We start from the raw sequence: 12347 nt of genomic DNA on the forward strand, positions 1-12347 counted from the left end.
ACGCATAGTGCTCGACGTCAACTTCTTCGACGAGCTCCGGATCGGTCTGGCCACCGCTGACGACATCCGTCAGTGGAGCCACGGCGAGGTCAAGAAGCCGGAGACCATCAACTACCGCACGCTCAAGCCCGAGAAGGACGGACTCTTCTGCGAGAAGATCTTCGGTCCGACCCGGGACTGGGAGTGCTACTGCGGCAAGTACAAGCGTGTCCGCTTCAAGGGCATCATCTGTGAGCGGTGTGGCGTCGAGGTCACCCGCGCGAAGGTGCGCCGTGAGCGGATGGGCCACATCGAGCTCGCCGCTCCCGTCACCCACATCTGGTACTTCAAGGGCGTCCCGTCGCGTCTTGGCTACCTGCTCGACCTCGCCCCGAAGGACCTCGAGAAGGTCATCTACTTCGCGGCGTACATGATCACGTACGTCGACGACGAGCGTCGTACGCGTGACCTGCCCTCGCTGGAGGCGCACGTCTCCGTCGAGCGTCAGCAGATCGAGAACCGTCGCGACTCCGACCTGGAGGCCCGCGCCAAGAAGCTCGAGAACGACCTCGGCGAGCTGGAGGCCGAGGGCGCCAAGGCCGACGTGCGCCGCAAGGTGCGCGAGGGCGCCGAGCGTGAGATGAAGCAGCTGCGCGACCGTGCGCAGCGCGAGATCGACCGTCTGGACGAGGTCTGGTCGCGCTTCAAGAACCTCAAGGTCCAGGACCTGGAGGGCGACGAGCTCCTCTACCGCGAGCTGCGTGACCGCTTCGGCACGTACTTCGACGGTTCGATGGGCGCGGCCGCTCTGCAGAAGCGTCTCGAGTCCTTCGACCTGGAGGAGGAGGCCGAGCGCCTCCGCGAGATCATCCGTACCGGCAAGGGCCAGAAGAAGACCCGTGCGCTCAAGCGCCTCAAGGTCGTCTCCGCGTTCCTGCAGACCGCGAACAGCCCCAAGGGCATGGTTCTCGACTGCGTGCCGGTCATCCCGCCGGACCTGCGTCCGATGGTGCAGCTGGACGGTGGCCGCTTCGCGACCTCCGACCTGAACGACCTGTACCGCCGTGTGATCAACCGCAACAACCGCCTCAAGCGTCTCCTTGACCTCGGTGCCCCCGAGATCATCGTGAACAACGAGAAGCGGATGCTGCAGGAGGCCGTCGACGCGCTGTTCGACAACGGCCGCCGCGGTCGCCCGGTCACCGGTCCCGGTAACCGCCCGCTGAAGTCCCTGAGCGACATGCTCAAGGGCAAGCAGGGTCGTTTCCGTCAGAACCTGCTCGGCAAGCGTGTGGACTACTCCGCGCGTTCCGTGATCGTCGTCGGTCCGCAGCTGAAGCTGCACCAGTGCGGTCTGCCGAAGGCCATGGCACTGGAGCTCTTCAAGCCGTTCGTGATGAAGCGCCTGGTCGACCTGAACCACGCGCAGAACATCAAGAGCGCCAAGCGGATGGTCGAGCGCGGCCGCACGGTCGTGTACGACGTCCTCGAAGAGGTCATCGCCGAGCACCCGGTTCTGCTGAACCGTGCGCCCACGCTGCACCGCCTCGGCATCCAGGCCTTCGAGCCCCAGCTGGTCGAGGGCAAGGCCATCCAGATCCACCCGCTCGTCTGCACCGCGTTCAACGCGGACTTCGACGGTGACCAGATGGCCGTGCACCTGCCGCTCTCCGCGGAGGCGCAGGCCGAGGCCCGCATCCTGATGCTGTCCTCGAACAACATCCTGAAGCCCGCCGACGGCCGTCCGGTCACGATGCCGACCCAGGACATGGTCCTCGGTCTGTTCTTCCTGACCACCGACGGTGAGCTCCGTGACACCAAGGGCGAGGGCCGCGCGTTCGGCTCCACGGCCGAGGCGATCATGGCGTTCGACGCCGGCGAGCTCGCTCTGCAGTCGCAGATCGACATCCGCTTCCCCGTCGGCACCGTCGCTCCCCGTGGCTGGGTTCCCCCGGTCCAGGAGGAGGGCGAGCCGGAGTGGCAGCAGGGTGACTCGTTCCGCCTGCGGACGTCCCTGGGCCGCGCGCTCTTCAACGAGCTGCTGCCCGAGGACTACCCGTTCGTCGACTACTCCGTCGGCAAGAAGCAGCTCTCCGAGATCGTCAACGACCTCGCCGAGCGCTACCCCAAGGTCATCGTGGCGGCGACGCTCGACAACCTGAAGGCGGCGGGCTTCTACTGGGCGACCCGTTCCGGTGTCACCGTGGCCATCTCCGACGTCGTCGTGCCCGAGGCCAAGAAGGCCATCGTCAAGGGTTACGAGGAGCAGGACGAGAAGGTCCAGAAGCAGTACGAGCGCGGTCTCATCACGAAGGAAGAGCGCACTCAGGAGCTCATCGCGATCTGGACCAAGGCGACCAACGAGGTTGCCGAGGCGATGAACGCGAACTTCCCGAAGACGAACCCCATCTTCATGATGGTCGACTCGGGTGCCCGAGGAAACATGATGCAGATGCGCCAGATCGCGGGTATGCGTGGTCTGGTGTCGAACGCCAAGAACGAGACGATCCCGCGTCCCATCAAGGCGTCCTTCCGTGAGGGCCTCACCGTTCTGGAGTACTTCATCTCCACGCACGGTGCCCGTAAGGGTCTGGCGGACACCGCCCTGCGTACCGCCGACTCGGGTTACCTGACCCGTCGTCTGGTGGACGTCTCGCAGGACGTGATCATCCGCGAGGAGGACTGTGGCACCGAGCGCGGTCTGAAGCTGCGGATCGCCGAGCGCGGCGCCGACGGCGTCCTGCGGAAGACGGACGACGTCGAGACCTCCGTGTACGCGCGGATGCTCGCCGAGGACGTCGTCGTCGACGGCAAGGTCATCGCGCCTGCCAACGTCGACCTGGGTGACGTGCTCATCGACGCCCTGCTCAACGCGGGCGTCGAGGAGGTCAAGACCCGTTCGGTCCTGACCTGTGAGTCCGCCGTCGGTACCTGTGCGTTCTGCTACGGCCGTTCGCTCGCCACCGGCAAGCTGGTCGACATCGGTGAGGCGGTCGGCATCATCGCCGCCCAGTCCATCGGTGAGCCCGGTACCCAGCTGACGATGCGTACCTTCCACACCGGTGGTGTGGCCGGTGACGACATCACCCAGGGTCTGCCCCGTGTCGTCGAGCTCTTCGAGGCTCGTCAGCCCAAGGGTGTCGCCCCGATCTCGGAGGCGGCCGGCCGCGTCCGTATCGAGGAGACCGAGAAGACCAAGAAGATCGTCGTCACCCCGGACGACGGCACCGACGAGACGGCGTTCCCGATCTCGAAGCGTGCCCGTCTGCTCGTGGGCGAGGGCGACCACGTCGAGGTGGGCCAGAAGCTCACCGTGGGTGCCACCAACCCGCACGACGTGCTGCGGATCCTCGGTCAGCGCGCGGTCCAGATCCACCTGGTCGCCGAAGTCCAGAAGGTCTACAACTCGCAGGGCGTGTCGATCCACGACAAGCACATCGAGATCATCATCCGGCAGATGCTGCGCCGTGTGACGATCATCGAGTCCGGCGACGCGGAGCTGCTGCCGGGCGAGCTCGTCGAGCGCTCGAAGTTCGAGACCGAGAACCGTCGTGTGGTCACCGAGGGCGGTCACCCCGCCTCCGGCCGTCCGCAGCTGATGGGTATCACCAAGGCCTCGCTCGCCACCGAGTCGTGGCTGTCGGCGGCGTCCTTCCAGGAGACGACCCGAGTGCTGACGGACGCGGCGATCAACGCCAAGTCCGACAGCCTCATCGGCCTCAAGGAGAACGTCATCATCGGTAAGCTCATCCCGGCCGGTACGGGTCTGTCCCGCTACCGCAACATCCGGGTCGAGCCGACCGAGGAGGCCAAGGCCGCGATGTACTCGGCCGTCGGCTACGACGACATCGACTACTCGCCGTTCGGCTCGGGCTCCGGCCAGGCCGTTCCGCTGGAGGACTACGACTACGGTCCGTACAACCAGTAAGTAGTGCGAGACCGAAGGGCGGTCACCCCGGAGACGGGGTGGCCGCCCTTCGGCGTTCGCTCTTCCGGAAGCGGGATCACCTGGCGGCCAGCTCCCACACCGCGGCGAGCGCTCCGGCGCTCGCGGCGAGCGCGAGGATGCTGGTCAGCGGCCAGCGGGCGCGTTCGAGAGCGTCCAGGCGGGCCTCGTGGTCGGCGAGCTGCCGGTCGGTCTGGTCGCTGCGCTGGACGAGCAGGGCGAGCGCGCCGTCGACGCGGGCGAAGCCGGCCTCCAGGGTGCCGCGGAGCCGTTCCAGTTCGAGTGCGACGGCCACGGGGTCGTTCGGATCAGGCTCGGTCATCGGCACCGTCCCCGGCCGGGGTGCTGCGGAGCCAGGACGGCAGCAGGTGCTGCACCGCGTCGAGGGCCATCACTCGGGTGAGACCGCCGGCGACGGCCAGGGCCCCCGCGACCCAGGGGAGGGTCTCGGGGAGGCCGGAGGCGTCGACGATCGCGGGGAGCACGACGGCGATGCCGACGGCGGACTGGAGGACGGTGCGGGCCGTGCGCTTGGCGGCTTCGGACATCGGAGGGTCTGCCTTCCTGCGGGGTTACGGGGCTTGCGTGTACGGGACTTTCAGGGCGCTCCAGGAGGCGGCGCCGGGGATGCCGTCGGCGTCGGAGCCGCGGAAGCCGAGCTTGCGCTGCCACTTCGCGTAGCTGAGCCGGTCGGCCTCGCTCCAGCGGGGGCCGGGGCCGACGGTGTACGCGGAGCAGCCCTCGGCGACCAGGCGGCGGCCCATGGCCGTGATGACCGGGGAGCTCGTCTCCGCGCGGAAGAACGAGGTGCCCGGGAACGGCTGGAGGCGGGGAGCGGCCGGCTTGCCGCTGCCGGGGGCGGGCCTGGCGGGGGCCTTGCCGAGCCGGGTCTGGACGCGGCCGCGGAGGGCCGGCATGCCGAAGCCCTTGGGGTCGCTCTTCCAGTCGGACCACTCCAGGTGGCCGATGACGGACCTGGCGCCCCAGCCGTGGGCCCGGCACAGGGCGGCCGAGACGCGTTCGACGGCGTCGAGCTGGGCTGCCGGCCAGGGGTCGCGGCCGTCGCCGAGGTTGACGCACTCGAAGCCGTAGAAGCGGGAGTTGCCGTCGACGGCTCCGGGGCTGCCCTGGTGGACGCGCGGGGCCGGGGGCCGGTCTCCGTACGTCTCGGAGACCACGGCCCGGAGGACGGAGGGGTCACCGCCGCCGGCGTGGTTGGCGCGGCCGTTGCCGACGAGGTGGACGGTGCCGTCCTTGGCGATGACGCCGTGGCAGAGCGGTCCGGGGAGGCCCTCGTAGCCGTTGAAGCACATCTCCACGGAGGAGGCGGTGCCGGTGCTGACGGTGTGGTGGATCATCACGCCGGCGACCGGGCCCCAGGCGCCGGCGTGGTTGCGGTGGTGGGTGCGCCAGCCGGGGTGTTCGACGACGGTGACGCCTTCGGCGCGGAGTGCGGCGACGAGCCGGTCCGCGGAGAGGGGAGTGGCCATCTGGTGTCCTCCGGACATGAAAAAGGCCCGCGGCGGTGGGATGGCGGGCAGGCGGGTCGGGCGGGGGCTCAAGGGGCGGGGGCGGGCTCCGGCTCAGGGGTCGGTTCCGGGGTCGGCTCGGGGGTCGGTTCCGGGGCGGGCCGCTCCGTCCAGGCCGCGCACAGGGCGGCGTACGCGTCCCGCCGGCTGTCGAAGTCGGCGAGTGCGGCGGCCACGGCCCGCTCGACCGCGACCGGGTCGGGGGCGACCGGGTTCCCGTCGCGGCCGCTGACGACGCTCATGCCGGAGCCGCGCAGGGCGGTGTCGGCGGCGCCGGTCTCGCTGATCTGGGCGGTGACGTAGACCGACGGGTACTCGCCGGTCATCGGGTCCGGCTCGAGGGAGCCGCCGAAGGTGTTGTCGTAGACGCGCAGGTCGATCGTGTGGCCCTGTTCGACGACGGTGGCGCGGCCCGCGTAGTCGATGGCCACGCCCCAGGGCTCCGCAGGGTCGATGTTCATGGTGTGCTCCTTGTCGGCCTCGGAGGCGGTCAGGTCTGGGTGCCGTACATCAGGACGGGCTGGGCGTAGACCGTGCCGCCGCTCGCCAGGGCGTGGATCTCGACGGTCATGAGCTTGCCGAACTTGGTCTGCATGTCGCCGGGGATCAGGCCGGTGTGGTCGAAGGTCTGGCCCGCGGTGACCGTGGGGCCGAACTGCTGGCCGTCGACGAGGACCTTCACCTGGCCCGTGCCGCCGGAGACCCTGGTGTAGAGGGTCAGCCGGAGCTTGGGCTGCCAGACCGGGTTGAAGGACTGGGCGATCATGGTGAACGTGGTGCTGGTGGTGGACGGCCAGCGGGCCTGGTTCTGGTCCATCGGCGGCAGCATCTGCAGCCAGGGCCGGGCGAGCCCGCCGGTGAGGATGTCGTCGGCGAAGATCTCGTGGTTGTACCCGTCGAAGATCCGGATGACGGGCCGGACGGCGTCCGGGGAGCTGCCGCCCATCTGGAGGACGGGGGTCTTCGACTTGTCGGCGTTGGTCCGGTTGACGGTGAGCTGGCCGTTCGCGATCTCGTTGAGCGGCGGGCGGGTGTTCACCGCGGTGGAGAGGGCGGTGATCCGGCGTTCCATCTGGTTGAGCCGGTCGATGATGTCCTCGGGCAGCTGCGGCATCAGGCCTCCTCAAGGTAGAGCTCGGCGGTGTCGGGACGGCCGCGTTCGGGGGGAGTGACCTTGACGCCGATGATGCGGTAGCGGGCGTCGAGGCCGTCGGAGTGCCACTCGTCCCTGATGCGGACGCGGGCGACGCGGCCCAGGAGGGCGGGCGGCACGATGCCGCCGAGGTGGATGCTGACCGCCGGGATCACGACGGCGCCGCCGGCCTGGTCGAGTTCCGTGGCGGCGAGCGCGTCCAGGGTGAGCTGGTCGCTGATCTCGTTGTGGTCCGACGACAGGTCGATCAGGGGCCAGCCGTCGGCGAGCAGATCCGTGGCGAACTGCTGGGTGGAGACGAGCGGCCGGGACTCGGCGGCGGCGTTGCTGTTGGTGGACGCGCCGCGGGCGACGGCGGTGGTGCCGCCGCGGGTCGCGTCCCAGGGGAAGGAGTAGGAGAGGATCGCGCCCGGCCGGTCGAAGAGCAGGTCGGTGGCGCCGGTACGGATCTGGGGCGCACCGAGCCGGAGCTGCCGGACGCGCTCGCCGCTGACCGGGTCCCGGTAGACCATGATCTGGTGCTCGAAGCCGTCCTTCAGGGCGGCCAGCTGGTCCAGCGCCTCCAGGTAGACGGTCTCGTCGCCGTTCCGCCAGGAGGCGGTGCGCAGGGTGTCGGAGGTCTCCTCGCCATAGCTGACCGTGAAGGCGCTGTCGCCCTTGGTGAGCTCCTTCCACAGGCCCCGGGCGATCTCCAGCTGGTCGGTCGGCTGGGTGTACTCGATCTTGGTACGGATGCGCCGGCGGGCCGCGTACGAGTCGAAGGTGGCGGCCTGGAGGGAGAGGGTCAGCACGCCCCGGCCGCTGGACTGCAGGGTGGTGGTCCACACGATGCCGCCCCACCACAGGTCGCCGCCGCGCTCCAGATAGACGGTGGTGCGGCCCTCGCGGACCTTCTTGACCCGGTCGGCGATGGCCTTGTCGGGGATGGGGATGGTGCCGGAGAGCGAGCCGGCCTTGCCGATGTAGTCGTCGAACTGGACGTCCCGCAGAGGCAGGATGTCGATGGTCTGATCGCTGGTCAGATCACAGAAGATCGCCCGGTAGGGCGTGTCGAGTGCCATCGCGGGCTCCTCAGAGGACGTAGGTGGCGGAGACGCGTACGTTGCGGCCGGCGACGAGGGCGCCGTTGGACACCCAGGCCCGCAGGTCGATCCGGCCGTCGTTGCGGACGTTGGCCCCGCCGAAGCCGAATCCGTCGCAGGCCGGAGCCTCGGTGCTGAGGGCCGGGCGCCAGCCCGTGGGCAGGACGCACAACGGCTCGTCGGGGATGTTGCCGGCGCTGTTGGCGGTGATGTCGGCGCCGTTGCGGGTGACGGTGACGGTCATGTTGCAGATGCCACGGGTTCGGCGGGCCTCGAAACTCACCACCGTCCAGCCGGTCAGCGCGGTCACTCCGGAGCCGGTGGTCTCCACCTCGACCGGCGGCTGGTAGACGGCCCAGGAGCTGCCGTTCCAGCGCTGGAGGACACCGTTCGTCTCACGGAACTGCCCGGTGTAACTGCCCGTGGACACCGTCCCGCTGGGGGCGATGCCGCCGATCTCCCGGGGGTAGGCGATCCAGCCGGTGCCGTTCCAGCGCTGGAGGTGGTGCGAGGTGTCGTTGTCCTGGTACTGCCCCGGGTAGGAGCCCGCGACCGCCGCGTTGTTGTGGACGGGCAGGATGCCGCCCACGGCGACGAGGGTGGTGCGCAGGTCGGTCAGGATGTTGTCGGCCCAGCCGACACCGCCGGTTCCCGCGGACGCCCCGGACTTCACCCTGACCGAGCAGAGCGGGATCGACAGCGGGGGCGGGGCGGGCGCCACCGGCACGGCGGCCGGTGCGCCCCGGACGATCTCGACGGCCGCCTCGTACTTCCCGCGGGAGTCGACCTCGTTGTCGTACACGCGCAGGACGACGAGGTCGAGGCGCGGGTGGAGCGGGTCGCCGTCACCGAAGGCGATGGTGAGGTCCTCGTCGAGGGCGACCGGGTAGGCGCCGTCCGTCGTACCGCCCTGGATGACGGCCCTGCCGTGGTGGACGGTGGCCGTCATCGGGCCGGTGCCCTTCACCCAGAGGCCGCCGACCTGGCCCGTGCCGTCGTACGTGCCGGGCAGGATGCCGGACCGGGAGGCGAGCGGGTTGGCGGGGGTGGTGGCGCCGACGGTGGTGACGCGGGTGTTCTGGCGGGTCTGTCCCTCGGGCAGCAGCCAGCTGGAGCGTACGGGCATGGGATCTCCTGTCGGGGTGGAGCCGGGTGACTACGGCAGCGGGTCGACGCGGATGAACGTGTTGTCGAACCCGGCCTTGAGACCGAGGGTGTTGGCGAGGATCTTGAAGTAGGCCGTCAGCGTGTAGGTCGCGCCCGGCGTCAGGTTGGACAGCCGGCGGGTGGTGGAGGCCGAGATCAGGGTGCTGCTGGCGGCGATCGTCGCGTACTCGTCGTCGAGGTCGTTGACGACCGTGGCGCCCTGGGTGAGCCGGAGCGCCATGTACGCGTAGTGGTCGTCGCGCGACTTCATGCGGCAGCCGAAGCTGACGACGACGGCCTTCGACGGCGGGGCGAGGAAGTTGACCGTCAGCGGGTTCGTGGCGCGGGCCGCGAGCGTCGAGGTGTAGGTGCCCGAGGTGGTGTCGCCGTAGTCGCCGTTGTCGACGAAGTACGGGCCCGGCACGGCCGGGGCCCAGGCGGAACCGTTCCACCGCTGGAGCTGGCCGCCCGCCGTGTCGCGGTACTGGCCGGTGTAGCCGCCCTGGGTGAGGGAGACGGAGGCCGGGACGACACCGCCGATGCCCGCCGGGTACGAGACCCACTTCCCGCCGTCCCAGCGCTGCAGCTCACCGGCCGGGGTGTCCTGGTACTGGCCGGGGTACGTGCCCTGCGCGGCCTGGCCCTCGACGGGCAGGATGCCGCCGAGGGAGACGACCGGGGTGCGCAGGTCGGTGAGGGCACTGGCCCACGGGATGCCGCCGTTGCCAGCGCTGGCGCCGGCCGGGACCAGCACCTGCCACAGGGGCAGGCTGAGCGGAGGGGCGGCCGGGGCCTGCGGGGTCGGTCCCGGGACGCCCTGGATGATCTCGATCTCCGCCTCGTTGCGGTTCGACGAGTCGTACAGGTTGTCGTAGACCCTCGCGACGACCAGGTCGACGCGGTTGTACTGGGCGTCGCCCGCCGCGAAGGTGATCTGCTGCGGGACGGGAAGGGTGACGGGGTACGCGCCCTGGGAGATCGAGCCCTGGATGACGGCGCGGCCCTCGTGGACGGTGGCCGTCATGGCCGAGGCGTTGTCCATCCACAGGCCGGAGAGCCGGTACTGCCCGTCGTACGAGCCGGGCAGGATGCCGGAGCGGACCTGGACGGTGTTGAGCGGGGTGGTCGCGCCGGTCTGGGTGAGGCGGGTGTCCTCGCGGGTCTGGCCGGTCTCGGCGGCCCAGCTGCTGCGCAGGTTCATGGGGTCTCCATTCGGGGAGGAGTCGGGGAGGACTCGGGAACGGGGGAGGTCAGGACTTGATCCATTCGGCGGTGAGGCTGCAGGCGTAGCCCGAGCCGCCGAGGGTCTTCACGGCCGCGGTGTGGCTCTGGAGGCCGGCCAGCTGGAGCTGGTTGCCAGCTGTGAGCCTGATCAGGCCCTGCCCGCCGACGGAGACGGCGCCGTTGCCCGCGGGCGCGAGCCAGGTGGTGTGGATGACGCCGGAGCCGTTGACCAGGACGCGGGCGCCCCGCATGCCGGTCTGGGCGTCGTTGGCCCAGACGGTCTGCGCCGAGACCCGCCACCAGCCGGTGCGCGGAACGACGTAGGTGTGGGTGCCGTTCCAGCCGGTGGCCTCGTCCACGACGACGGTCGGCAGGTTGATCACCGTCCAGCTGTTGGGCGGGATGCTCTGCTGCTGGGCCGACAGCGCCTGCGAGGCGCTGAACAGGATGGTCGTCCTGCCCTCGACGTACTGCCAGGCCGAGCCGTCCCAGCGCTGGAGGACGCCGGCGTTGTCCCGGTACTGGCCGGCGTAGCTGCCGGTGGACACCTGGGAGCCGGGGGCGATGCCGCCGAGCGCCTTGGGGTACGAGACCCATGTGGTGCCGTCCCAGCGCTGGAGCATGCCGCTCGCGTCGCGGTACTGGCCGACGTACGCGCCCTTGAAACCGCTCGTGGGAGTGATGCCGCCGAGCGCCACCACCGGCCAGTGCTGGGTGGCGACGCCGGTGGTGGTCCAGGCGATGCCGCCGGTGCCCGCCGACGTGCCCTTCGGGACGCTGACCGTGTAGAGCGGCAGGGTGCTGCCCGGCCCGCTCGCCGGGGCGACGGGGACGGCCGCCGGCACGCCCTTGACCAGGCGGACGACGGCGTCGGTGGCTCCCGTCTTGTCGTAGTCGTCGTCGAGGACGGCCAGTTCGATCAGGTCGATCCGGCCGTACTGCGGGTCACCGTCGTCGACGGTGAGCGTCTGCGGCGAGACGGCGCTGACCAGATAGGCGCCCTGGCGGGTGTCCACGCCCTGGACGATCGCGCGCCCGGTGCCGATCGTGCACTGCATGGCGCCGGCCGCGGTCAGGGCGAATCCGCCCGGCAGGATGCCCGGCCGGGAGCGCAGCGGGGTCTCTTCGGGGCTCTGACCGCTGGGGGTGAGCAGGGCCGCCAGGGCGAGGCGGGTGTCCTCCCGGGTCTGGCCGGTGGGCTGGAGCCAGGCGGCTCGTACCGTCATGGTTCACCTCTGTTCGGAGCGGGGCGGAGGGGGTTCGGTCACCATTCGGCGCTGCGCCAGCGCACGGTCATCAGGGCGTCCGTGGTGGCCTCGTCGGGCCGGAAGGACAGCTCGGTGCGGCCCGGTTCGAGGAGGAAGAGCTCCTCGGGGCTGGAGTCGGACATCGCCGTGTGGCGGCGGGACGCGGTGTTGTTGAGCATCACCGTGCCGTTGGCGGTGTCGATGGTGAGCTCGTCGCCGGCGGCGAGGTCGATCGCGTACCGCAGCCGGCGCTGGCTGCCGCGCTCGGTGACGGCCGGCATGGAGCACGGGCCGCGGAAGGTGATCACCGGGTGGGTGGCGGCCGAGCCGGTGTTCTCGGCGACGGTGTCGCCGGTGGAGGTGGCCGTGCCCCAGTCGAGCGGCCAGGTCAGCGGCCAGGTGAGGCCGGATTCGGGCTGCGGGGCGGTGGTCGACGCGGTCTGCTCGTTCACGGCGTATCGCCGGGGGTCGGCGGCCAGCCACTGGATCGACATCTTCGAGCTGCCCTGGGTGGCGAAGCCCTGGTCTGCGGGGACCACGCGCTGGGCGATCCGGGCGCGGACGGCGAGCATCTCGCCGTGCAGCCGGACGGTGAGCCAGCGCTCCTCGTCGAGGAGGGCGAGCGCCTGGCGGAGCGCGCGGACGGCCTCGGGGGCCTGGCTCCACTCCGGCATCAGCACGACGCTGCCGCCGATCTTGCGCGGCTTGGCGTACCGGGCGCCCGGCCAGGCGCCGTGCGAGGTGGGCCGTTCGGCGTCGGAGGAGTCGTACTCGGGCAGGTCCTCCCAGCCCGTGAGTCCGGACCGGTCGACGGCGAAGGGGGTGCCGGGCCCGATGAGCAGCCCGGCCCACTGCATCTGCCCGTCCTGGGTGATGAGTGAGCCGGGCGCGAGGTCGGCGGTGAAGGTGTGCGTGGTGTACGGGGTCGTGGTCTCGGCCATGGGGCCGTCACCTCACTTCTGATGGGGAGTCGGCGGGGGGTCCGTGCGGTTCCGTCCTCCGTACGGACGGGCGTACGGAGGGGCGGTCGCTCAGCGGGCG

11 protein-coding genes are annotated in these 12347 nt (G+C 70.5%); 1 reads left to right on the top strand and 10 read right to left on the bottom strand.

Translation table 11 applies throughout. The features are described from left to right. Nucleotides 1–7: 7 nt before the first annotated feature. Nucleotides 8–3907, top strand: coding sequence for a DNA-directed RNA polymerase subunit beta' (locus tag ACZ4VK_RS15625; RefSeq protein ID WP_468352493.1), 3900 nt, complete (start codon nucleotides 8–10; stop codon nucleotides 3905–3907). A 76-nt stretch (nucleotides 3908–3983) separates the two neighbouring features. Here ACZ4VK_RS15625 and ACZ4VK_RS15630 read toward each other — a convergent pair whose 3' ends face one another. The 10 genes from ACZ4VK_RS15630 to ACZ4VK_RS15675 form a co-directional block, all read right to left on the bottom strand. After that, on the bottom strand, nucleotides 3984–4247 hold the full coding sequence (locus ACZ4VK_RS15630) for a hypothetical protein (RefSeq protein ID WP_389680906.1): 264 nt from the start codon (nucleotides 4245–4247) through the stop codon (nucleotides 3984–3986). Then, complete coding sequence (locus ACZ4VK_RS15635) at nucleotides 4234–4473, bottom strand: hypothetical protein (protein WP_468352494.1); 240 nt, start codon at nucleotides 4471–4473, stop codon at nucleotides 4234–4236. The genes ACZ4VK_RS15630 and ACZ4VK_RS15635 overlap by 14 nt, the downstream gene beginning before the upstream one ends. Nucleotides 4474–4497: 24 nt before the next feature. Next, nucleotides 4498–5415, bottom strand: a complete 918-nt coding sequence (locus ACZ4VK_RS15640) for a peptidoglycan-binding protein (protein ID WP_468352496.1) — start codon at nucleotides 5413–5415, stop codon at nucleotides 4498–4500. 68 nt (nucleotides 5416–5483) lie between these two features. After that, on the bottom strand, nucleotides 5484–5915 hold the full coding sequence (locus ACZ4VK_RS15645; protein ID WP_468352498.1) for an ATP-binding protein: 432 nt from the start codon (nucleotides 5913–5915) through the stop codon (nucleotides 5484–5486). Between the two features lie 29 nt (nucleotides 5916–5944). Then, on the bottom strand, nucleotides 5945–6568 hold the full coding sequence (locus ACZ4VK_RS15650; protein WP_468352500.1) for a hypothetical protein: 624 nt from the start codon (nucleotides 6566–6568) through the stop codon (nucleotides 5945–5947). After that, a complete protein-coding gene (locus ACZ4VK_RS15655) occupies nucleotides 6568–7668 on the bottom strand; it encodes a hypothetical protein (protein ID WP_468352502.1) in 1101 nt (366 codons plus the stop codon). Before ACZ4VK_RS15655 ends, ACZ4VK_RS15650 begins: the two co-directional genes overlap by 1 nt. Before the next feature lie 10 nt (nucleotides 7669–7678). After that, complete coding sequence (locus ACZ4VK_RS15660) at nucleotides 7679–8815, bottom strand: hypothetical protein (protein WP_468352504.1); 1137 nt, start codon at nucleotides 8813–8815, stop codon at nucleotides 7679–7681. A gap of 30 nt (nucleotides 8816–8845) precedes the next feature. Continuing rightward, nucleotides 8846–10036 carry a hypothetical protein gene (locus ACZ4VK_RS15665; protein ID WP_468352506.1) on the bottom strand — a complete coding sequence of 397 codons (1191 nt, stop codon included), beginning with the start codon at nucleotides 10034–10036 and terminating at the stop codon, nucleotides 8846–8848. Between the two features lie 49 nt (nucleotides 10037–10085). Then, the gene (locus ACZ4VK_RS15670; RefSeq protein WP_468352508.1) at nucleotides 10086–11285 is read right to left on the bottom strand and encodes a hypothetical protein; all 1200 of its coding nucleotides are present in this window, start codon (nucleotides 11283–11285) and stop codon (nucleotides 10086–10088) included. Nucleotides 11286–11323: 38 nt separating this feature from the next. Then, nucleotides 11324–12247 (bottom strand): phage distal tail protein, encoded by a 924-nt coding sequence (locus ACZ4VK_RS15675; RefSeq protein ID WP_468352509.1) that lies wholly within the window; start codon nucleotides 12245–12247, stop codon nucleotides 11324–11326. Nucleotides 12248–12347: the final 100 nt, after the last annotated feature.

It is taken from the genome of Streptomyces sp. NPDC028711, assembly GCF_055565415.1.